This window comes from Petrocella sp. (assembly GCF_059865615.1).
This window is the reverse complement of record NZ_JCBCDA010000107.1, coordinates 1-22,509: the sequence shown is the minus strand read 5'-3', so window position 1 is coordinate 22,509 and position 22,509 is coordinate 1. Positions and strand designations below refer to the sequence as shown.

At 36.0% G+C, this 22,509-nt stretch carries 17 protein-coding genes; 2 read left to right on the top strand and 15 right to left on the bottom strand.

Annotation, left to right across the window (positions count from 1 at the left end):
- Window positions 1-64 precede the first annotated feature (64 nt).
- Window positions 65-1,819: an HD domain-containing phosphohydrolase gene (locus AC6F8J_RS11710; RefSeq protein ID WP_500723513.1), complete on the top strand. Its 1,755-nt coding sequence runs from the start codon at window positions 65-67 to the stop codon at window positions 1,817-1,819.
- 79 nt (window positions 1,820-1,898) lie between these two features.
- Here the strand turns inward: AC6F8J_RS11710 and AC6F8J_RS11705 are convergent, their stop codons facing one another.
- Together AC6F8J_RS11705 and AC6F8J_RS11700 are read right to left on the bottom strand one after the other, a co-directional pair.
- On the bottom strand, window positions 1,899-4,526 hold the full coding sequence (locus AC6F8J_RS11705; protein ID WP_500723512.1) for an MGH1-like glycoside hydrolase domain-containing protein: 2,628 nt from the start codon (window positions 4,524-4,526) through the stop codon (window positions 1,899-1,901).
- 330 nt (window positions 4,527-4,856) lie between these two features.
- Window positions 4,857-5,750: a DUF1002 domain-containing protein gene (locus tag AC6F8J_RS11700; protein ID WP_500723511.1), complete on the bottom strand. Its 894-nt coding sequence runs from the start codon at window positions 5,748-5,750 to the stop codon at window positions 4,857-4,859.
- Between the two features lie 403 nt (window positions 5,751-6,153).
- Between AC6F8J_RS11700 and AC6F8J_RS11695 the strand changes: the two genes are divergently transcribed.
- Window positions 6,154-8,328 carry a methyl-accepting chemotaxis protein gene (locus tag AC6F8J_RS11695; RefSeq protein ID WP_500723510.1) on the top strand — a complete coding sequence of 725 codons (2,175 nt, stop codon included), beginning with the start codon at window positions 6,154-6,156 and terminating at the stop codon, window positions 8,326-8,328.
- Between the two features lie 27 nt (window positions 8,329-8,355).
- On the opposite strand, the gene AC6F8J_RS11690 is transcribed toward AC6F8J_RS11695, so the two are convergent.
- The 13 genes from AC6F8J_RS11690 to AC6F8J_RS11630 all read right to left on the bottom strand — a co-directional run bounded on the left by AC6F8J_RS11690 (window position 8,356) and on the right by AC6F8J_RS11630 (window position 22,367).
- A complete protein-coding gene (locus tag AC6F8J_RS11690) occupies window positions 8,356-9,072 on the bottom strand; it encodes an SWIM zinc finger family protein (protein ID WP_500723509.1) in 717 nt (238 codons plus the stop codon).
- The gene (locus tag AC6F8J_RS11685) at window positions 9,072-11,744 is read right to left on the bottom strand and encodes an SNF2-related protein (protein ID WP_500723508.1); all 2,673 of its coding nucleotides are present in this window, start codon (window positions 11,742-11,744) and stop codon (window positions 9,072-9,074) included. Before AC6F8J_RS11685 ends, AC6F8J_RS11690 begins: the two co-directional genes overlap by 1 nt.
- 37 nt (window positions 11,745-11,781) lie before the next feature.
- Entirely contained in the window at window positions 11,782-12,990 is a 1,209-nt protein-coding gene (locus tag AC6F8J_RS11680) for a Wadjet anti-phage system protein JetD domain-containing protein (RefSeq protein ID WP_500723507.1), read from the bottom strand.
- The gene (locus tag AC6F8J_RS11675) at window positions 12,987-16,268 is read right to left on the bottom strand and encodes an SbcC/MukB-like Walker B domain-containing protein (RefSeq protein ID WP_500723506.1); all 3,282 of its coding nucleotides are present in this window, start codon (window positions 16,266-16,268) and stop codon (window positions 12,987-12,989) included. Before AC6F8J_RS11675 ends, AC6F8J_RS11680 begins: the two co-directional genes overlap by 4 nt.
- Complete coding sequence (locus AC6F8J_RS11670) at window positions 16,255-16,917, bottom strand: DUF4194 domain-containing protein (RefSeq protein ID WP_500723505.1); 663 nt, start codon at window positions 16,915-16,917, stop codon at window positions 16,255-16,257. Before AC6F8J_RS11670 ends, AC6F8J_RS11675 begins: the two co-directional genes overlap by 14 nt.
- Window positions 16,907-18,334: a Wadjet anti-phage system protein JetA family protein gene (locus tag AC6F8J_RS11665; RefSeq protein ID WP_500723504.1), complete on the bottom strand. Its 1,428-nt coding sequence runs from the start codon at window positions 18,332-18,334 to the stop codon at window positions 16,907-16,909. Before AC6F8J_RS11665 ends, AC6F8J_RS11670 begins: the two co-directional genes overlap by 11 nt.
- Before the next feature lie 59 nt (window positions 18,335-18,393).
- Window positions 18,394-19,755 carry a DUF2812 domain-containing protein gene (locus AC6F8J_RS11660; RefSeq protein ID WP_500723503.1) on the bottom strand — a complete coding sequence of 454 codons (1,362 nt, stop codon included), beginning with the start codon at window positions 19,753-19,755 and terminating at the stop codon, window positions 18,394-18,396.
- The gene (locus AC6F8J_RS11655) at window positions 19,748-20,068 is read right to left on the bottom strand and encodes a helix-turn-helix transcriptional regulator (RefSeq protein ID WP_500723502.1); all 321 of its coding nucleotides are present in this window, start codon (window positions 20,066-20,068) and stop codon (window positions 19,748-19,750) included. Before AC6F8J_RS11655 ends, AC6F8J_RS11660 begins: the two co-directional genes overlap by 8 nt.
- 342 nt (window positions 20,069-20,410) lie before the next feature.
- A complete protein-coding gene (locus AC6F8J_RS11650) occupies window positions 20,411-20,722 on the bottom strand; it encodes a type II toxin-antitoxin system RelE/ParE family toxin (protein ID WP_500723501.1) in 312 nt (103 codons plus the stop codon).
- Window positions 20,719-21,027: a type II toxin-antitoxin system RelB/DinJ family antitoxin gene (locus tag AC6F8J_RS11645; protein ID WP_500723500.1), complete on the bottom strand. Its 309-nt coding sequence runs from the start codon at window positions 21,025-21,027 to the stop codon at window positions 20,719-20,721. Before AC6F8J_RS11645 ends, AC6F8J_RS11650 begins: the two co-directional genes overlap by 4 nt.
- Window positions 21,028-21,165: 138 nt before the next feature.
- Entirely contained in the window at window positions 21,166-21,480 is a 315-nt protein-coding gene (locus AC6F8J_RS11640; protein WP_500723499.1) for a hypothetical protein, read from the bottom strand.
- A gap of 60 nt (window positions 21,481-21,540) precedes the next feature.
- On the bottom strand, window positions 21,541-22,203 hold the full coding sequence (locus tag AC6F8J_RS11635; protein WP_500723498.1) for a hypothetical protein: 663 nt from the start codon (window positions 22,201-22,203) through the stop codon (window positions 21,541-21,543).
- 26 nt (window positions 22,204-22,229) lie between these two features.
- The gene (locus tag AC6F8J_RS11630; RefSeq protein ID WP_500723497.1) at window positions 22,230-22,367 is read right to left on the bottom strand and encodes a hypothetical protein; all 138 of its coding nucleotides are present in this window, start codon (window positions 22,365-22,367) and stop codon (window positions 22,230-22,232) included.
- Window positions 22,368-22,509 lie beyond the last annotated feature (142 nt).

The following is a 22,509-nucleotide window of genomic DNA, read 5'->3' as shown; positions in this document are numbered from 1 at the left end:
CCAATTGAATGCTATAGTAGGTACATTTAGTCACAATTTCTTATTTGTTAGGAGTTGATTAATTATGAGAAGTCTAGAAGAGGCACTTTTTTTAGAAAACCCAACTGCACTATGGATTTTTGACTTTAGTGAAAAATCTAAAAAAATATTAGAAAGTCAAGCTAGTAAAAATCATTTACCACAAATACATTTAGAAGCAGCCAACTTATTAGATGTCAACCCTGCCACCCTAAGATTATATGAAGCTGATACATTAGAAGAGATTAAGGAACATATGCATCAAATCATTCCATTAGAAGCGTATGATGACCTTTTAAAGGCTGATCAAGCCATTTTGATGGCAGAAAAAAACGCCGAATTTGAAACTGTGAATTATACAGTAAAAGGTAATCGATTAGATATCTTACTAAAGTTTATTATCGTAGCCGATGATTTATCCAAGGTCATATTATCTACGATTGATATCAGTCGTTATAAAAATCTACTTAGAGAAAATATGATTTTAGCTCGTTTACCTGAGGCAAATCCAAATATTGTGGTAACAATGACATGTGAAGCATCTGTTACATATATGAACGCGTCAGGACGTAAAGTTCTTCAAGCCTTAAGTGAAGACCGCCATGAAGATATTTTTAAGATTCTGCCTCCTGAATTTAGACAGACCATCTGTAAAGATTGTTTAAGAAATAATAGTTTTACACACAAATATAAAGCGAATAATCGAGATTACCTGATGAACGTTCAGCCTTTTGACAATGAGAATCAATGTATGATTACTATATCTGATATTACTGAATTTATTAGTTTAAAAGAAGAAAAGGAATTATTAGCGAACGTTTTTCAGATCAGTAATCAACCCATTATTATTACGGATTCATCTGGCATTATTTTGAAAACTAATCCTGCTCTTAATGCTATGTATAGTTGTACTCAAATGGACCTGATTGGTAAAAAGACAAACTTCTTGAATCCCGGACGTCAAGCATATAATGATTTGGGCTATTCAGATGAAGATTATAATGCCCTATTTAAAGGCTTATGGGACGCAATAACGAACCCTGATGTTGGATTTTGGGATGGCGTTCTTATTAATAAGGGTGTCCGAGATAGTTTGATTTGGGTAAGATTGATTATCTCTGGTGTGGACTATAAGGAAGGTAAGCCAAGTTACTATATTGCAATGCCTGTTGACATTTCAAAGGCAATAGAGAAAACTACTCAAAGTAAAATAGAGTTGTATCGTACGATTGCAGCTTTAGCGGAGATGCGTGACAATGAAACAGGCAATCATATGAGACGAGTTGGACTCTTTTCTAAATGGTTAGCTTCTGAATTTGGGATGAATCGTAAGTATTGCAATGATCTGGAAATGTTTGCACCATTGCATGACATTGGTAAAGTTGGTATCACAGATTTGATTTTACTTGCAAAAAGGAAATTAACGCCAGAAGAATTTGAAATCATAAAAAACCATACCACATTTGGAGGTCGAATTCTTAATAATAAAGAAGAATTATTAATGGCCGCAGAAATAGCCCACTATCACCATGAAAAATATAATGGTAGTGGCTATCCTGAAGGAAAAATAGGTAAAGATATACCTCTATCAGCTCGAATCACAGCCATCGCAGATGTATATGATGCTCTTAGAAGTAAAAGACCCTATAAAGAAGCTTGGTCTCATGAAGCAGCTGTTCTTGAGATTATATCTCAATCAGGTTCTCATTTTGATCCGGAATTAATCGCAGTATTCAAAAAAATTGAAAATAAATTCAAAGACATATATCAAAGCTTAAATGATGACATCACAGCTGTGTAATACTTCATATATTTTTAGCTTTAACGTCTTTTAAAAAAGCAAATGGGGTTTTTTACGATATTGAGGAATTCCATTATGCTTATATTAAACTTGCGATTAATGCTGTCCATCCTGTTTGGTGGCTAGCACCAAGTCCTTTTCCAGTACATCCATGAAAATACTCGTAAAAGAGTATTAAGTCTTTAAAATTCGGATCTTCTTGATAAATATTCTCGTCGCCATGAACGATTCGTTTTGCTAATTGATTTGGAATAAATATGTTTGCTAATCTTTGGGATAGCTCATCAGACACCTCTTGTAGTGTCATCCAATGATCTGAACCCGTTGGAAGTTCAACTTTGAAGCGCTCGCCATAATAGCGGTAGTCCATCTTTAGAGCTTGAATCAGCAAGTAATTAATTGGAAACCAAATGGGTCCTCTCCAATTTGAATTGCCGCCAAATAAATAGCTTTCAGATTCTCCCGGTTGATAATTAATGCAATAACGCTCATTATTAGATTCAAGAATAAATGGATGTTCTTTATGATCTTTTGATAATGAACGAATCCCAAACTTTGATAAAAATTCTTTTTCATCGAGCACTTTTTCTAATAATCTAGATAATCTTTCTTTATTTACCAGAGAGAATAAGATTTTTTCTTCACCTTCTACTTGATTAACAATAATTTGTTTGCCTAAGCTTACTCGATTATTTCGAAACCATTTTAATCTTTTTGAAAATCCAGTAAACTGCTCTAGGAATCTAACCTCGAAGGAAACTGTTGCAAATAAAGGAATAAGACCAACAATTGATTTCACTTTAATTTTTTTAACACGATTATCCTTATAGTGAATAGCATCATAATAAAACCCATCGATCTCATCCCATAATTCTATACCCTGTTCACTACCATAATTATTGAAAGCCTCCGCAATGTGAACAAAATGCTCAAAGAATTTTGACGCCATATCTTCGAAAGTCAAATCTATCGTAGCTAGTTCAAGAGCTATGGTCATCATATTCAAAGCGTACATCGCCATCCAACTTGTCCCATCCGATTGTTCTAAATGACCACCAGTAGGTATCGGTTTGCTCCGGTCAAAGAGACTGATATTGTCAAGGCCTAAAAATCCACCTTGAAAAACATTCAATCCATCGGCATCCATTCGATTCACCCACCAAGTGAAATTAAGCAGTAACTTATAAAAGGCGCTTTTCAAAAAAATAAGATCACCTTTTCCAGTTTTTTCCTTTTCTATCAAGTAGACTTGGTAGCAAGCCCAAGCATGTACAGGTGGATTAACATCACTAAGTTCCCACTCATAGGCTGGAAGTTGTCCATTGGGATGCATATACCATTCTCTCAAAAAAAGAAGCAATTGTTTTTTAGCAAAATCAGGATCAATCTTAGCCAGTGGAATACAATGAAAAGCAAGATCCCAGGTAGCATACCATGGGTATTCCCATTTATCTGGCATTGAAATAATGTCACGATTAAAAAGATGTTTCCAATTGGTATTTCTACCATTTTTTCGTAGATTATATCTATTCTCTCTTTGACCATCTCCCTTTAGCCACGTTTCGACCTCGTAATTATAATACTGTTTACTCCATAATAAACCTGCATAGGCTTGCCGTTTAATACGACTAATTTCTCGGTCTGTTTTTTGATTTTCCAAACTGTAATAAAACTGATCTGCTTCCACTTTTTGTCTTGTTAAGATAGCATCACAGTCTTCTAATGACCTATTTGTTAAAACTTCATCTGATAATCTTAGTAAAATCTCTTGCTTTCCCCTCGGTTCTATAACATAAGAATAATGGATAGCTGCCTTTGTACCCGTCTTCTTCTCAAGCAAAAGCGTCTTCTCTCCACTAACAACGACTTGATGAAATGCATCTTTAACATAATTTGAATTGTTTTGGCTTTGAAAAAGTCTATTGAAATTTGTCTCATTTTCGGTAAATAATACTGCTTTTTCTTCTTGAAAATACAAGTAATATTTATCCATTACTTTATGCTCTGTTTCTAAAAATGATACGTCCTTTTTATTCACACATTTTATAATAGGTTTTTCAGGGTTTTTACCAAAGGACCATGTGTTTCTAAACCAAAGTGTTGGCAAAACATCAATACAAGCACTTTCATCACTACGATTGTATACGGTTATTCTTATACTAATATCACGTGGTGCTTTCTTAGCATATTCTACAAATACATCAAAATATTTATTTTCATCAAAACACCCTGTGTCTAGTAACTCATATTCAGAAGACATTTTAGACCTCTGGTGATTTTTCACTATAAGTTCTTCATACGGAAACTTACTGTGAGGATACTTATAGAGATATTTCATATACGAGTGGGTTGGTGTATTATCCAAGTAATAATAAAGCTCTTTAACATCTTCTCCATGATTGCCTTCAGTACCGGTCAGTCCAAAAAGTCGCTCTTTTAAGATTGAGTCTTTCCCATTCCATAAGGCAATGGAAAAACAAAGATTTTGATTAATATCAGATATACCGGCTAATCCATCTTCCCCCCATCTGTATGCTCTAGATCTAGCATGATCATGCGTAAAATAGGACCATGCCTCACCATCTAAACTATAGTCCTCTCTTACAGTTCCCCATTGTCTTTCACTCAAATAAGGACCCCATTGTCGCCAAAACAGCTTATGCTCTTTATTCTCCCTCAATCGAACCAATTCTTGACAATCTTTCATCATTTCGTCACCTACTTCCATCTAATGGTTAAGGCGTCAAAACTATATAGTGAACTCAGTGAAACTTAGTTTTGACCCTTTAATTATCTATTAAATGTATCATTCCAAGTCCAGTTATTCTAACTAAATCCTGCAATTCTTCTAGAATTTCTACAACCTAGATTCCCAGCTTTTTCCATTATATAATATTTTCGACAAAAAAATATAAGGTATCATACACATCTTTACACAGATTTATGAACGGGGTTTTCCTAATGAAAAACAATCTATAATCTAAAAGGCCAACCCAAAAGAGTTGACCTTTCAACCATTATTTTGTCTATTTATTGATTAGCTAGCAAAAAGCTTCCCAATGCCACTAATTATGTTCGTGAAAAAATCACTAATTCCAGCTAAGATATCTCCTAAACCGTTTAAAAAAGATGTTATACCTTTACCCGCTTCTTTGGCATTATCCATTGTCTCTGCCAGTTGGGATAATTTGTCACCCCACTTGGAAATATCCAACTTCTCCAGGGTTCTACTGAGGTTTATAATCTGTAAGATATTCTCTTCAGTTAACTCAATATTTTGAGCCTCTCCTAAGCTAAGAATGACCGCTCTTAATTCTTCGTCTGTCATATCTTTTGTCTCGTCGAGTATTTTCTTCAACTCATTCATCAACATGGTTGCATCATCGCTACCAATTGTTTCTGCAAGTTTGCTTGTGGTCACCAACTCTTCTGCAGCCGCTTCTTTTGCGGTTTGATCCAGAGAAATACCAGTGATATCCTCATAGGCTTTGTAAATACCGGTGAGAGCTGCTGTACCGGAAACCATAAATGGTGCGGACACCTTCACACTGGCATTTTCTACACCCGCTGTCATAAGTGCATTCCTATAAATGTCTTCTGTACACCAATTAATGTTATTTGTTGTAACAGTAATCCCTGAACCTTCTTCAAGAGTTTTAATATAAATACTTGATATGGATGCCGAACCAATCTTTTCATCCGGCACAAGCCCGGAAAGATATGCTCTTTCCTCCTCAATGGTCACAATTATTTCTGTTACATCTCCGCGCATAAGATCAAAATCCATATACATCTGTTTGATTTGTTCTTCTTTTAGATTCGCACCCAAGGTAACACGTTCCTCCCCTGGCTCAACCGCCAACACGGGTACTTCAAGTAATACTGTAAATAATGCAGCTAATAATATAATGCCATATATCTTTCTTATCATATCTACCTATTTTCCTTATCATTCTTTTATCAGTCTATATTCCATGTATATCTTTCATACCTATTTATAAAATAACATGCAAAGAATCTCGACAGTAACAATGATATTCTACCACTTGATACTCCGTCTTACAATCACTTATATCTTACATTTGTGTGACCAATCCGTTAACATCCAAGAACATTGAGGATCTAGATTAACTCTGGGTTAATCGTGTAAGGTGTAGGTTAACTCTTCGTCCCTTTTATTGACAGGCTAAGATGGGGTTGATATAGTGATTTTGTAAGGCAAAAGTCCTAGAGATTGATATGTGTTTAGCACTTTGCAAGCGTCCCTTGTAAGTTACGAAGGACTTTTGTTGACATTGGAATAAACTATGATGCAGTAGCTAATGGAGGTAGGAATGAAACAAAAGAAAGTCAAAAAAGTTTTTCTGCAGGATGTAAAAGTAGGAAAAAAAATCGGTGTGGGTTACGGCATCTTAACTACAGTTATCTTGTTTGTAGCCCTTGGATCCATTATTAATATTAATAGAATCAGTCATCAGAGTCACGTAATTGAAACTGTCACCTATGCCCAGGAAAGTGTTCTAGGTGCACAGATTGAACAAGCCAATTATGAAAATGACGGACTGGAAGAAACCGCAGATAAGGTTAGATATTTCCTGGATTTATCACTTGAGATTGCAGGGTTGCCTGCTCTGGCCTCCGAGTACGCTGATAGTATGACAGCCTATGAAGAACAGATTCACCATTATAGAGATGAATTTGAAGGGTATGTACAGATAGAAAAAGCAAAGAACAATCAAGAAATGATAAGAATCGCAATTGAGAATGAAGTCATCTTGGATATCAAACGCGCTATGGATGTAGCTCAGGTAAACGTACTATATGGTAGCGATCAGAATGCTGTCGTTGAAGCCTTCAAAAATTATAACCGACTTCAAACAGCTCTAGACAGTTTTACAGAAGTTCAGCTATCAGCAACCAAGTTTTCAATAACAGAATCTGTGATCTATGCCGAGATCCTAAGGAATAACCTAGAAAAGACAAGATACTTTCTTGAGGAATCCTTAAAGGAATCCACATCAAGTAATGTAACTAAGAGTCTTGAAGATGCCATGAAAAGTCTGGATAAATACGTGAAAGCTTTTGATAACTTCGATCAATTGTTACTTAAACAGCATCAGCAGTTCATGAATATGAATGCGGCATCACAGGCTTCCATTGATCAAGTAAAAGTCATTGAGGAAACCGTTGAAAAAAGAATCCTCCAAGTAGAACGTCTGTCTGATATGACCTCAGTGATTTCTCTGGTTCTTGGCGTACTATTAAGTATCATCATTGCACTTAAGCTGACCGTGGGTATCACAAAACCTCTAAAAATCGTATTGAATCAAATGGAAGTTGTTTCAGAATATGATCTTTCCCAACCCATGGATGCCTCCATCCTTTCTAGACAAGATGAAATGGGTGCTTTGGCAAGGCGCAGTGAGGGCACCAGACTAGAACTCATGAAGATCATCAAAGAAATCTCCAAGGCTTCAACCGGTGTTTCTAAGGCTTCAGTCGAATTATCTCAAAATGGTGAGCATGCTGCTGCTGCAGGCCAAGAAATTGCTGCGACCATTGAGGACATTGCAAATGGCGCTTCTGAACAAGCCAGTGCTCTTTCAAATGGTGTCAAAGAAATCAATCGACTTGCTAAACTCATTGAAGAAAATCAGCGTCAGGTGGATAGCCTTAATGAAGCGGCTGGCCACGTTGAACAGATTAAAGAAGATGGTATGGACATCGTACGAAGCCTTGTGACAGAAACCAAGATCAGCAGCGACGCGACGGTATCAGCACAAAATATTGTCAGAGCAACCAGTGACAGTGCTATGAAGATTCAAAAAGCCAGTTCCATGATTAGAAATATTGCTGATCAAACAAATCTTCTGGCCTTAAATGCAGCTATTGAAGCTGCCAGAGCTGGCGCAGCTGGTCGAGGATTTGCTGTTGTTGCCGATGAAATCAGGAAACTGGCTGAACAGTCCACAAGATTCACCAAGGAAATTGGTATGGATATCAAAGAACTAATCGCTAAAGCATCAGAAGCTGTCGAAACCATGGAAATGGCCAGAGAAGCAGTACACAAACAGGAAGAAGATGTTGACCGAACCAATACCAAGTTCCATGGCATCGCCGAAGCCATCGGCATCATGAGGGACAACATTGCCCTCATCAATGAATCTGGCGTCGAGATGTCTGGTCAGATGAAGGCCATCCATAACCTTATAGAGTCATTGTCAGCCATCTCCGAAGAAAATGCAGCCGGTGCAAAGCAGTCTTCCGCATCCATTGTGGAACAATCCAAACTCCTTGATGCCATATCAGTGTCTGGCTTAGAACTTGCGAAACTAGCTGGTAAGATGGAAGGCGACGTCTCCATCTTCAAAATAGAGTCCGACGAAGCCATGCACCTAGAAGAAATCCTCCTTGAAGATGCCGTGGTTGATACTCATGACTCGGTCATGAACCATGTTATTCATGATCATAAGGACATAAACACATCGGAAGAAGATACGCAAGAATAAGAAACGATTTTATGCTGAACCTATGGTTTACAATCCAAAAATCCCTTTTACATCTTCTGCTGCAATCTCTCGTGTGCTTTTCTTTCCGGCGTTGCTCAGCATATTTTCCAGTTTTTTGTCCATTGACTTTTTCATAAGCTCTTGACCATCAATATCCCGAAGGTTAAAAAAGAGCATTGGATTAACATCCAATCTAACACCAATTCCATAAAGAGCCGCTGCAACATGCTTACACATAAATGCCCAGTCAGGACAATCACAAGAAAAATGTATCTCTTTTGGTGATGGAAATAACCCATATTTCTTTTCTGTGAACATGACCGACAACTCTTTAGGAAATTTCCCTTCGATTAATTGTTCTAGTGAATCAATCCTATGATTGCAAAGCCTAGTTACCTGATCCCATTTATCAATGCTTAAGGTATCGATCCGAATCTGTACCACATATGGTTTTGCTCGACTTCCTTGGACCAATGCAGATACGACACCTTTTGATATCCTCAAGTCAAGGACTGCATTGTTACGAACATAACTTCTTCCTCTAGATATTCGGTTACTGTAGTCTGCATAGCTTTCTAAGTTATGATTCCATGATTTGCCCCACCAAGTTTTTACCAATGCACTTCCTTCGATGATTACGGGTTCAATATCTTTATTTTTCTTTTTTAATTTCTCAATGGCCTTTATGGCTTTTGCTTTTTTTTCTGCTACAGACACATATTTGGGATATCCATAATAGCTCATTATAATTCACCGCCCAGCACAAATAGCTTCATCAATTCTTCATTATTATATTCTGTAATCCACTTTTCTCCGGTTGAACTTAAGATATCGCCTGCCAATTTCTGTTTTGCTGTGATCATCTCATCGATTTTTTCTTCAATTGTTCCCTTAGTTACAAATTTATGCACCATAACATTTTTTGTTTGACCAATTCTAAAAACTCTGTCTGTAGCCTGATTTTCTACTGCAGGGTTCCACCACCTGTCAAAATGAATAACATGATTAGCACCCGTCAAGTTAAGACCAACACCTCCTGCTTTTAATGAAAGGACCATGTATGGAATGTAATGCTCCCCATTAAATTGTTCGACCATTTCATTTCTCTTTTTTACTGGGGTGCCTCCATGAAGCACAAAACCGGCTCTACTAAAAATTCCATCTAGAAACTCTGAAATAGGTTCAGTCATTTCTCTAAATTGCGTAAATACAAGGACACGTTCTCTTTTTTCATAAATCGTCTCACATATCTCTCTGAGCTGCTCAAATTTACCGCTATTTATCGGTTTAAATTCTTCTCTACCCAGATATTGATCTGGATGATTACATATTTGCTTAAATTTCATGATACTCGATAGAACGAGTCCTTTTCTTTCTATCCCTTCTACTTCTTCAAGTTTTACTGCAATCTGATTCACCAACTGTTTGTAAAGGGCAACTTGTTTCTTTGATAACGCGACGTATTCATTTATTTCCAGTTTATCTGGTAAATCCGAAATAATTTTTTTATCAGTTTTCAGTCGCCTTAATATAAAGGGATTAATCATCTTACGCAACTTCGCATATCCCATTGCATCATCCGCTAATCCTTTCGTAAAACCCGCAAACTCTTTCGCTGTCCCAAGAAGCCCCTGATTAAGAAAATCAAATAAGGACCACAGGTCACTTAAACGGTTTTCAATCGGTGTACCCGTCATGGCTATTCTTAGCTTAGCCGGAATCTCTTTAATGGATTTCGTTTGTTTTGTTCCAGGATTTTTAATCGCTTGTGCTTCATCTAATATTAGAAAATCCCATTTTCTATTTTTTAACGCTTCCAAGCGAACTGCCATACCATAGGTCGTGATACATAAAAAAACGCTTTCATTTATATTTAATCCTTCCGAACTTTTGCTCTCACTATTATGTAAAATCTGATAGGACAATTCAGGTGCAAATTTCAAGATTTCTTTTTGCCAATTTCCAATGAGAGAAGCCGGAAGAATCAACAATGCTTTTCCTCCATGATGTATTCTCATATATTCTATAAAAGCAATCATCTGCACAGTTTTACCCAGTCCCATGTCATCTGCTAGACAAGCACCCAACCCTAGTTGGGACATACTATGTAACCACTGATAACCACGCTCTTGATACGCTCTAAGGGTCGCTTGAAAAGAAGGCACAATACTTACTTTTTGAGCTAATATGGGATTGGTTAACGTTTCTTTCACCTGTCTAAACCATTGTCCGTTGGTTACCGATATTTCGATAGCATTATCTTCCATATCAAGTACTTTGCTTATATTCAATTCCATTCTCATGGCATCACCCAGAGACAAAACGTCATCTTTTGCAAGATCTTTCACCTTATCAAAAGCTTGAAGTACAGCTTCTAGCTTTTCTCTATTAATCTCTACCCATTTCCCTTTGTATTTCACTAACCCATCTGACATCGTCAGGAAATCTCTTAATTCCTGCTCAGTCAGCACGTCATCTCCCATACTTAACGATGGCGCAAAATCCATAATGGCATCCAGCCCTACTTTTGAAGGTTCTTTTTCTCCAATTTTAACAGAAATTCGAATTGAATTATTGTTTTTTTTCCACCAGTTAGGTACTCTACACATAATACCGGCTGCTTCATACATAGTAATCTCATTTAGAAAAGTATAGGCCTCCTTCATTGTAAGTTTTAGGGGCGCAAATAATTCACCATTTTCTAACAATTCAGAGATTAATTCGCTTTGCTCCGCAGCCTTTATTACTGTTGCCATAAGCTTAAGAAGGGTCTTATCATCTCCTTTGAATTCTTCTAATGCATTTTTCAAAGGGGTGTGTACCGCCTTTTTACTTTTTACCGGTTTTGTTGAATAAGTTGCCATAAAAGCAAATGGATACGCCTCTTCTTTGTTTTCAACCAAGTGAAAGAAAACCCTTCCAACAACATTAATATTCGAGTTATACTCTGCAAAATACCGTCCAATCGTACCTTCATAGGATTTTACTTCTGTCTTAAAAACACTGAATAAATTCTCCCATAGCACTTGAATCCAAGCTTCATCCACATACTCCATTCCAATTACAAAGGGAACTGCTTCTTTCAATCGATTAAGCTCTTCCTCGAGAAGTTCAATCTGCACTGACTCCCGACTAAACTCAATATCAGACTGTCTGGACAATTTTTTAATCAACAAATCCGCAATGCGATAAAGATAGTCTAGGGCAGGCGAAAACCAATTTGCCTTTTCTAAAAAACCAAGATGAAACAAGGCTTTGTATTTGTTCTCTTCAAATCGCACAGCCCAGTCATTCAGACTTTTTTGCTGTTCTGACACTATTGTGTCTTGGTCCATCGTTATTTCGTCTAATATAAATCCTTCAGGAACAAAATAGACATTTAGTTCTTGATCTTTTTTTGATTTGGTAGGTGACATGCGTTTATTCCCTCCACAGATAAATATTTTTTACCATTTATATTGTTTTCTTTATCAGTTCAATCATCTCTTGTTCTAACCGCATACCAACAACGAGTACAGCCTCCATAGTTTCCTTAAGAGGTGCCATTACCGGGTCAGTTAACATCGACTTTATTTCCATGAGATTAGCGTCACTTAAGGGATCACTCAGTCTATTTTTATAGTGCCTATAGATTTTGGGATTCATCATCTTAGGTTTAACTTGAGCTTTTAATACATTGCTTAAATATCTGAAAATTCGAAATCCTCCAAGATCGATATCTGACCAATGATAAAATTCACCAGAATGCGCTTCTTCAAGTTTTTCAAGAAAAAGTCGAGAGGTTTTACCAAAGAAACCACCTAAGTATATCACCAACTCATCTTTTTTCTTTATCTTGATGTATTCATAATACGTCGCTTTATTCTCAACTGTTAGAATTCTTTTAGAGCCTACTTCAAGAATCTCCATAGTTGATACGGTTTTTTTGTTCACACTGGTGCCATAGATATGTATACCGACATCAATGGTATGATGCATCAATCTATATGTCATATCTCCACAAAAAAGTATCTCTGATGGGTTCATTTCAAGTCCAAGATAATTAAGGATCTCATCATCCTCCAGTTCTAATGAAAGATACTTTCTTGCCACAGAAGTTAATTTCGTTCTATATTTTTTTTCCAGTCTTTTACTATCTCCGTATAACTTTGAACTTAAATAACGAAGCGACACATCTGGTTCGTCTTCAATAGCATGAAGCAACTTCATAAACTCATAACGTTCACTTTCATTTCTTGGCCATATTCTACTCCATTTTTTATGGTTAGAAATAAAGTTATGTTCATCCGTAAGAAACTTCTTCATCCAAGTACAATCAACCATCTTTTGATATCCATCTAATTCATTTAAGTATATTTGTTCACGTTGATCTTGTGTCATTTCACCTAATAACTCATAGGCAAGTAACACATGGTCCTCATTGAGGATAACCCTTTTTACTAGGTTACCTTCTTCGAACTTTTCCCATTCATAGAAAATCAACCCCCTTTCCACAAGCAAATCAAGACCGATAATAAACAGCTTCTTTTTCTCAAGAAGATTCAAGTCATATTCCGGAAACTTTTCTGCAGCTAGAATAACCCGCCTTTGACCGCTTTTCCTTTCAAAGGATTCTAGCAAGGGCTTAAGAATGGCTTTTTCAATATTACTTAGCTTCTTCATAACACATTAAGCTCCTCTTTTGTAAAGCCTTTAATAACGGTTGTCTCTGGCATCCGCATGACACATAGTGTCTTATCAACCAATGGTGTAATATTGGCTATTTTTTCACTTGGTGCGCTAATCAAAGCTTGAAAGCCTAATTCTTTAAGAAGGATAATACATTGTTCAATCCTCTCATGATCCATTTTAGAAAATGCTTCGTCAAATACAATGAGTCTTACTGTGTCTTTTGCCTTTGTATTCATACGATATACTCTAAAAAAAGAAGCCAATACAGAAATATAAAAAGGTGTTTGGGTTTCCCCACCGCTTTTTTTACTAATCATTTTTGACAGATGTGATTTGTTACCATTCTGGTCCGTTACCACCAAGTCAAAGTCAAGATAAGTCCTATAATCTGTATATTTCTCAATGTTTTTTTCGATTTCAACCCGCTCATCTGAACTTATTGCACCTTCACCAACATCTACTATTTTCTTAAATAATTCTTCTATGACATCACCATATTTTTCTTGAAAACCGAAACTGAAAATATTAAAGTCATCCAGAAGATTAGGATCCATAATCATGTCGTAGTAGCGCCTGTAATAACTATTGGGTGTCATCTTAAATGCATAGGTATCTTTACCAAAACTCATATTCTTAAGGGCGTCATTAAGTTCATTGATCTGCTCTCTGACAACGTCAATATTGTATTTTAACTTACTTAAAAAATCATCTTTAAACTCCTGCTGAGCAATTTTAATGGCATTTTCAATCTTTTCTTTATAGACTGGCAAATCTGTTCGTGCCAGTTTATCAAGCAGACTGTCATACTTATCATTATGTTTTTCATAGATATCAAAAGTACCTTGGAAACGTCTGACATACTCCGATCTCTTTTCCACTAATTCCTGCCACTTTTTCTCTTTTTTGTTACCGGTGGCTTTTGCTGCTGATTCATAATTATTAACCACGCTAATGAGTTGACCTAATCTTATAAGTGCTTCTTCGAATTTCTGTTGGCCCAGTTCAATCAGTATCTTATCATACTTTTCATTAAGTTTCGTCAAAAGCAACTCATGATTTTTAAGCGCATGGGGAATCTTGCTTAACTTGTTATCCTTAATACTCTCTTCCAAAGCAATAAGCTTAGCTCGATTGTTAACAAGATGATCATCTAATGTCTTTTCTTTCGTCTCCAGATCTTCAAGCTTGAACATAAGGTCCATGACGGATGACCTATCAAGGGAAGCCAGTTGTTCTTTTAGGTCTTGTATGTGTTTTTGATGTTCTGGTAAAAGTCTAAATACTTCAATTCTATCTGTAAGTTGGTCTAACATATCTTTACCAAATCCCGTTAATTCGGATTTTGTTTTTATTGCATCCAAGTCTTTTGTATGATTTGACAAAGCATCACTAAGCGCCGTTAATTCCATCTCTTTCATCGTAAGTTGCTTGGTTGCTGCATTTTTCCCGATAAAAGGGACGCGGTAACGCTCTGGATTCAAGTTCCTTGCAACATAGTTCTTATAGAGCATACAGCTTGGCGTCATACTTGTCCAGTGTTTTCTAAGTTCCTCAACCCGATCAACTTTCATCACGGATCCTAGAAGATAGTTGACGTAAGATTTGACTAAAACGTCCTCTACTTCTACCTCCTCGGCAAGACTTCCTATTTTCATTTGAGCCCCGTGTTCTAAGACTTTTTGAAGATCTACCAGACCTACATCATAAATATTTTCTTTCTCTTTTAATCGCTCATAGATTTCTAAGGCTTTAACATAGTCTTTAGGTGCAACTATGAGATGAAATTTTTGAAGGTGAAGATAAGCTTCTATGGCATTTTGCCATTTTTCATCTTTTATTTCCATGACATCACAAAGCATAGGCACCGGTCCAAGGCTTTCTTCAAGAAGCTGTTGCAGTCTGGTGACAGGTTTTGGTATCATCTTTTGTCCCTTTTTCAGGCCTTCAATATCCTTTTTGAGCTGGCCCATCTGTTCCTTAAGGTCTTTTATCAACTTATGGCTTTCATAATAAGCTTCTTTCCACAGGCCAATCTGTTCTTCCATAAGGCTATTCATCTTATATAGCTCCTGAAGATCAATGCCTTCTACATCTTCATTTTTGAACATGGATTCTAAGACTACCAGCCTATCCAGGCCTGTTGGTCTATCTTTACAATTATAAAGCCATTTTTCACTTCTTAATCGAAGTTTAAGAAATAGAGCCTCGCGATCTTTGGTCACTTGGTGAACCTGTTCATTCAGACGGTTGATTTCCCCTTTATATTTTTTTTCCAGTTCCGCAACGTCTGACTTGGCCAGTTCTCTATTAAGAACGCCAATCTCATCTTTTGTAGCCTTCAACTGCAGTTGAAGACCTTTTACCAAAAGGTCTAGTTCATTTGCTTCCTTCTCTTCTTTTATTAGTCGCTGCCTTTCCTTGTCTACATATTCAGCAGCCATTTGTTCACGACCTTTATCTGTTATGAACCATTGTTGCCTCTCTAATTGTTCCAACTGGCTTGTCTCTTTAAAAACCTCGCTAATGGCGGTCAAGTCTTTAACGCGTTGGTCAACATCTTCTGCTTCTAGTTTCATCTTTTCATAATACCGAATATTATCTTGCATATTCTTTATGTCCACTTTTTTATCAGTATCACATATAAATTCAGTAATGAAACCTTTTATATCCACAATTGGAGAAAATGGCACCGCCTTCTTGAATAGGCTAAAAAACTTTTGATTGATATGACCTAGTTTTGCCATCAATGCTTCACGGTAGCCTTTATTGGTAGCAAATTGCTCCAAGCGAATACCTTCTGATTTGCACCAACTTCTAAGTTCACCGATTTCCATAACCATCTCATCACGGATAAAATGGTCTTTCGGTATTAGACCCTCCATAATAAAATATTTGTGGTTGAGGCTGCCGTCGCTATGAACATCCATATGGATACCTATGACGAAGCTTTTTCTTTTCAAGGTATCTTTAACTTCAAGGGCAATGATGCTGCTAAAATCATCATTTCTCAAATAATTAAATCCTGCCTCTTCATTGTCCGTCAACTCGCCTCTTACATAACTCTGCAAGGTTCTTTGGGATCTCTCATTGGCCGCTTTATTGAAGAAATTTCCATTGGTTTCACCAAGTAGGACAAGCTGCAAAGCATCGATTAGGGTTGATTTTCCAGAACCGTTTTTCCCTGTAAGAAAGTTGATGTCACCAAATTCAACGCACTCATGTTCAATATAGTGCCATTTCAATATGAGCATTTTTCTAAAGATCTTCATCTAATTCCTCCTCCCAGGCCATCTCCTCTTGACCTCCGTCTTCACTCATATCTACTTCTCCTTCTTCTATAAGTTCTGCTAATTCATTTAACCGAGCATTTGAAAGTATAAAAAGAATTGTTGGGTAGATAAGAAATCGGGTATCTGCCTCTTTCCATGTGCCATCCATACGGTCTACAATATGATATGCTGCCATTTCACTAAGGGCACTATGAAGGTCATTGTAAGCCGGTTTTTTGTTAATAATACCGAGTGCTAACATTTTTTGGACCAGCTCATGGACTGTTAAGGATACTTCTCTTTTCAAAGTCAGCTTTTCACGTTCTTCATCATAAATAAGCCTTAAGGTAAGCAGTATTAAGGTTGAGAACTTATTCATCCTTTTTTTATTGTACTCATATTGACTCTGAATATAAATAACACCAAAACGATCATCTTTATTAAGTGACCACCCGCCAAGCAAAAGATAATCCTCATATAAAAGAAATTGACGGTCGATAAAACGATAATCATAATTACTGCGCATTTCATTGTCTTTTGTCGAATAAACCTCTCGGTTAATATAATTCACCCGTAAAAGATGGTTTAAAATTCGCGTAAACGCTTCTTTATCTTTACTGTTTAATCGATTATAATGATCATCTATCATAATTGCCTCTTTTCTTGTTCATATCAAAATCAGGTATACGGTAATGTTTATACACAAACTCACCTTCTTTAAAGCGAACATCGTATTTTGATTCCTTGTCATCACTGTCTAAAACACTAAGCACGGACATGACATAATCTTTATCTTCCTTAAGAGGAAAATCCTTGGCAGAAATCCTTGACTGATCTGCCATCAATTCAAAAACATATTGCTGAATCTTTCTTTTACTGAAAGCTTCCTGGACACTTGAACGAAAATCATCCGCCTCTTGCCTCACTGACTTTTTATCCATTAACTGACGTATCTTCTCTTTCTTAATATTGTCCCTCTTTTTTGCTTTCCGACTCACATAAAGGCTATTATCACCAACAATTGTTTGACTTGATATTGCTACTACTGATTGAATACGATGAAGCCACTTATTTGTCTCATCTTTTGTTATGACTTTTATAATCTCTCTGATTTTACCTTTGACTGACCGGTCTGTGTTTAGTAGAAAGTCCATCCGATCTAAGGTTGCTTTGGTATAATCACTGTTTTTCTTATCAATTTCTTTTAATAAAACGTCCATGTTTTCATAGGTATCTATGACCCCAACCAATTTTCGTTTGGCTTCTTCCTTGGCTTCCTCTTTTACTATGGTCTCACTACCGGACCGACGTTGTTTTTCTCTCATCCAAGCCTCCTGGCCCACGAGGTCAAGAACGTCATCATCATGTAGCCAGTCTTTCAGAATAGCTAATATAGGCGTCTTAAAACGATGGACAGAGTCAAAAGTTTTGATGGGATAATAGATCTTATCTGCCAGATTCGCCTTGAAATCGTCAAAATGCTCTACAAGAATCTGGTTCAGTTCATGGTGGTCCGCCAGTTGTTTATGATATCTCCTAATATTAACGTGTAGCATCTTTAACTTGTTAAACAATTCCATCGTCTGTTCAAAAGCACCATCAATAGCCGTCTTATAATCTTCACCGGATTCATTGGACGTTCTTAAGACTGAATAAGTGGAATAGACATAGCGATTGTATTCCGTGTCCCTGCTCTCATAAAGAATATCATGAAGCACCTTAATAATCTTAAAAGCATAATCCGGAACACTAATATATTCCATAAAATCCTCACTACCCATTTCCATTTCAAGCCAGCCTGAATCTCTTAACTTACGTATAATTAGATTTCCATAGGCTGATGATGTTTTCTCAATTAGGTCATTGGCATCTTCCTCTTCAATACGATAGCCCTCAAAAAGATCATCCAATTGATCTAACATAAGAATAACTAGGTCGCTACGACGTATGCTCCAATCTGATTGAAAGGCTTCATGAATGCTCATCAAGGCCTGCATGTATATTTCTTTATTTGGCGATGCCAATATGCCGAAAAAATTTGATGGCACTTGTTTCAATAATTCCATAATGACCTCCTTAACTTTTTATGATCATTGCTTATAAAAGACTCTAATATTTTCAAATACTAATTAAATAGTCCTACAAGTGCTTTCTCTAAATTATCGCCTTCTAAAAGATTAGAATATCTAATTAAAAAGATGTACTGATCTTTAACTACCATAACCTTATAACCATCTTCTGATAAGTTATAAAGACGCACGCCAAAATCTTCATACCCATGAATTTCTTTTACATAATTCTCCATACCAGGCTTATATTGAACTTCTTCTAGATATCTTTCCCTTTCTTCTTTCAACACTTTTTCTACAACCCAATTTTTAAGCCACTCATAATCAATATGCATGCCTTCTATAAGTATAGAATTCGTGATACGTTTTTCATCATCTTCGATCCATTCATCATATTCGTAGCTCAGTGGTACAAACACACTACTTTTCACATACCACCACTCTAGATTGGATATGCCAGTAACACCTAATTCCTCCAGTGTTAGTCGGTTGATTTCCATTTTTACATCTTTTTTATCGGAAGTTGACCTAAAATTCGTACCCACAAAAGTGAAAATGGCTACCATACCTATACCCATAATTAAGGCCCATGCAATAACCAAAATACCAATCTTTGCTACTAGTGGATAGCTTGTTTTTTGAATGTATTTCTTAAACAGCCAAACAAATATATAGATCAAAACTATTGGCAAGATACTCACCACGATCATACTCATTGGGATATCGCCATAAGGGTCAAAGAAGAGTGCTACAATTAATAATAATACATATCCCACCAGTAAAACCGATTGAAGTCTATATTTATTCTTTACCCACTTAGGGCTATAGTAAAATAGTGTATCGCCATTATGTAATCTCTTACCATTAATAATAATCCAATACAAGGATGGGATTGTTGCCATCCAGATAATAATCGTAATCACATAGGGGCTAAACAAATTAAAGACTTTAAGATTTGACGTAAAAAGATCGTATCTTATGCTGTTAGCATTTAATAGCGCCATAGCAAGGTATAAAAAAGGTAAAAACATGAGTATAAACTCTGATTTTAAGAATGCCTTTTTTACTGTTTTATAAATGTCTTCATCATCTGTATAAATTGGTGACGCATCCATTTCACTTGAATGATAATAAATTCTATATATTTGATTCTCTGCTGCCAACTGCCAGCCTGCACTTTTACAAAACTCATCATAAGTAGTGGATTTTTCTTGATCTGGCCAATCAAGCATGGTTTTTGGTGTTAGCATCGCCACGTTAAAAGTCAAAGCTTGTGGTTCAATCTTTCTAAAAGTCATACCGAAACCCATTTTCTCAATGAGCCATCCTTTTAGTGCCATTTCTTCAAAATATCCTTCTAATGACTTATATTCTACAATCGATGCACTTTTAAATACTCTTTTTCTATCTCTACTCATCTCTATCCTCCACAATAGATCGACCATCCTTTACCAGTTGATTCAATCTATCCCACTCTTGTTTAAGCATCCTACGACCTTTTTCTGTCAGGGTATATACTTTTTTGTTTTCTCCTGATGGCACACGTTTGACTAATTCTTCAGCTTCAAATCTAGCAATATGGTTATATAAAGTTCCTGGACCGACTTTCACGCGTCCATCCGTAATTTCCTCTACCCTCTGCATAATGCCATAACCATGAATTGGATTTGTAAGACTTAATAGCACATAATACATTGGTTCTGTTAGTGTCTGTAGTTGTTTTCTTGGCATGGCATCTCCTTACTATATCAACACTCGATATAAATGATATTATACTAATACTCGATATAAGTCAACCCTTTAGAAAATCATTCGTATACTGTAAATAGCGGTATTTCAGCTCGTTAGATCTGTAAAGTATAAAAAGGACCTACCAACGATTAAATCAATCCGCCGATAAATCCATAAAATTATAATATTTCGTTAGTATATGTCTCCACCCATCAAATAGGCAACAGCTTCAAACCCCTATTCTATATACGTTTCAACAGACAAACCGTTTCCACATGGGTGAGGTGTTTTTTGAGACAAAAGTATATTACTTGAAAGCTTTCTATTTTTTAATAAAGTCAATTATCTAAGCCTATTATGAAGATCCGAAGCGCTGTATAGGATATTTGTAACAATAACTTTCTGATTTTTAATAACATATATAACCGAATAATTATCTACGGGCATTATCCGTAGCCCTCTGGAATGTTCTTGTTCTGATTCAATTAAGGGATGCCTTTCTGGCATAATATCTAGTTTCATTATACTTTGTGTAATCCGTTCATATTGCTCACTGGCAATTTCTGGTGACAATAGACTATTTGCGATATACAGATATATTTTTTCCAAATCGTTTAATGCTTCATTAGTTATCTCAATATTGAACTCTTTCATATCGAATGTTTTTCTCTAATCAAATTGAAAGCTTCCGATGCATCTGACACTTTACCTGCTTCAATATCATCATACCCTTTTTTTAACTTATTATGCAATTCCACCTCGGTCATTAATTCAGCATTAATTTCATCAGGTGCTTTAGGTATTTGAACAGAAAATGGAATACCTCCTGTCAAATTGATTTGTCTTAAATACATATTTATCGCAGTAGACATTGGAATACCTAGTTCTGATAAAATTTCTTCTGCTTGTCTCTTAACTATAGGATTCACTCTTAAATTTAAAGTTATAGTATTAGCCATATATATCATCTCCTTTAGTCTATTGTAACGCAAATCCCGTTACAATTCAATGTTTTCTGCGGGATGATTAAATCTATTGCTTTCTTCTTTCCCCAAGACTTAAAATAATCCATCATATCAAAGATTAAATTAAAGTATCTAATTGGTTCCACTGTATTCATTTTTCTTATTCCTAATCTTTCGAAATAAATATGAAATACCAAATAACACTAATGCAAGGCATAATATATTCATTACAAAGCCAAATAAATTAAAATGTGTTCCCATATTGCCCATAAATATGCTCTCAAACAAATTAAAATTTTTATTCTCCATATGAATGGTTAAAAATGTAAATGGCAATCCAAAAGTAGCCACAAAAAATTCTTCTGTAACCTTGTCAATCCCATTTGGTATTATTATCGAAATAATCATATAAAGACCAACAAATATGCTTGTTTTTTTCTTCCCCATTTTTAATTCCCCCTTTAATTTTAAAAGTGCTAAGAAAATCTTCTTAGCACTTTTATATTATTAATTAACAAGTTTTACTAATTTTGTCCATGTATCATTTCTACTTGCTCCAATAGTAAATCCTCCGATTGATACACCTAATACGTATCTACCAGAAACTTTAACTTGAAGTGTATCATCAGTAATCGTTGTTGTTTTAATTGTTGGAATAGCACCAATTTGATCCCACCAAGTAATACTTATTCCTGTAAGATAAGAACTAATATCACTTTTAGCACAAGATACAAAATAAGGATCTCCATTGTCAAAAGCATATTCATACTCTGCATAAATATTACTCCAGCAAAGTAGTGTAACTCCATCAAAGGCTGCAAAAGGGTTCCACCAATTCCAAAGGTATGAATCCGAATACGTAGAAGCTCTTGTTGCCATAGTACTTAATGCATCCATTTCTGGAGATGCAACTTTAATCATTTCCACAGCTTGTGAACTTTTTGCAGCCACCTCAGCCTTTTGAAGTGCTTTAAAATAATCTTCTAGCTCTTCAACTGATTCAAGTTCAATAGTATCTGCTCCTTCGGGAAGTTCAACTAACTCAAATCCATATTTTTTTGCCAATTTTTCCACTTTATTTTCGACGCTTTTTTCTGATGCAGCGTGTACTGGCACAGTAGCTGTCATAATCAGTGATAATACTAGTACTAATGATAATAATTTTTTCATTTGTTTCTCTCCTTTTTAATCATCCTCTACCACTCAAATGGTAGTTCTTGTAAAATAACAACCTTAATATCAGGTTGTTCAACTACATTACCCATTACCGGTGTACTTGCTAGTATAGTTAAGAACAGTCCAAATGAGACTACTCTTTGTAGTATCACCTTCATATACTCCACCTCCTCTCAAGATGGATTATACTAGGTTAATTAATTAAAAAGAACAGAATTATAATTCCTCTGCCATTAGTCCTATATCCAATTTTAGTTCATTTTCATTCGTTACCTTTTCTATCGCATATTTCATTTTGTC

Bases quoted from the DNA above. Each gene is read 5' to 3' on its own strand.
- AC6F8J_RS11710 (WP_500723513.1), top strand. From the start codon at position 65: ATGAGAAGTCTAGAAGAGGCACTTTTTTTAGAAAACCCAACTGCACTA.
- AC6F8J_RS11705 (WP_500723512.1), bottom strand. From the start codon at position 4,526: ATGAAAGATTGTCAAGAATTGGTTCGATTGAGGGAGAATAAAGAGCAT.
- AC6F8J_RS11700 (WP_500723511.1), bottom strand. From the start codon at position 5,750: ATGATAAGAAAGATATATGGCATTATATTATTAGCTGCATTATTTACA.
- AC6F8J_RS11695 (WP_500723510.1), top strand. From the start codon at position 6,154: ATGAAACAAAAGAAAGTCAAAAAAGTTTTTCTGCAGGATGTAAAAGTA.
- AC6F8J_RS11690 (WP_500723509.1), bottom strand. From the start codon at position 9,072: ATGAGCTATTATGGATATCCCAAATATGTGTCTGTAGCAGAAAAAAAA.
- AC6F8J_RS11685 (WP_500723508.1), bottom strand. From the start codon at position 11,744: ATGTCACCTACCAAATCAAAAAAAGATCAAGAACTAAATGTCTATTTT.
- AC6F8J_RS11680 (WP_500723507.1), bottom strand. From the start codon at position 12,990: ATGAAGAAGCTAAGTAATATTGAAAAAGCCATTCTTAAGCCCTTGCTA.
- AC6F8J_RS11675 (WP_500723506.1), bottom strand. From the start codon at position 16,268: ATGAAGATCTTTAGAAAAATGCTCATATTGAAATGGCACTATATTGAA.
- AC6F8J_RS11670 (WP_500723505.1), bottom strand. From the start codon at position 16,917: ATGATAGATGATCATTATAATCGATTAAACAGTAAAGATAAAGAAGCG.
- AC6F8J_RS11665 (WP_500723504.1), bottom strand. From the start codon at position 18,334: ATGGAATTATTGAAACAAGTGCCATCAAATTTTTTCGGCATATTGGCA.
- AC6F8J_RS11660 (WP_500723503.1), bottom strand. From the start codon at position 19,755: ATGAGTAGAGATAGAAAAAGAGTATTTAAAAGTGCATCGATTGTAGAA.
- AC6F8J_RS11655 (WP_500723502.1), bottom strand. From the start codon at position 20,068: ATGCCAAGAAAACAACTACAGACACTAACAGAACCAATGTATTATGTG.
- AC6F8J_RS11650 (WP_500723501.1), bottom strand. From the start codon at position 20,722: ATGAAAGAGTTCAATATTGAGATAACTAATGAAGCATTAAACGATTTG.
- AC6F8J_RS11645 (WP_500723500.1), bottom strand. From the start codon at position 21,027: ATGGCTAATACTATAACTTTAAATTTAAGAGTGAATCCTATAGTTAAG.
- AC6F8J_RS11640 (WP_500723499.1), bottom strand. From the start codon at position 21,480: ATGGGGAAGAAAAAAACAAGCATATTTGTTGGTCTTTATATGATTATT.
- AC6F8J_RS11635 (WP_500723498.1), bottom strand. From the start codon at position 22,203: ATGAAAAAATTATTATCATTAGTACTAGTATTATCACTGATTATGACA.
- AC6F8J_RS11630 (WP_500723497.1), bottom strand. From the start codon at position 22,367: ATGAAGGTGATACTACAAAGAGTAGTCTCATTTGGACTGTTCTTAACT.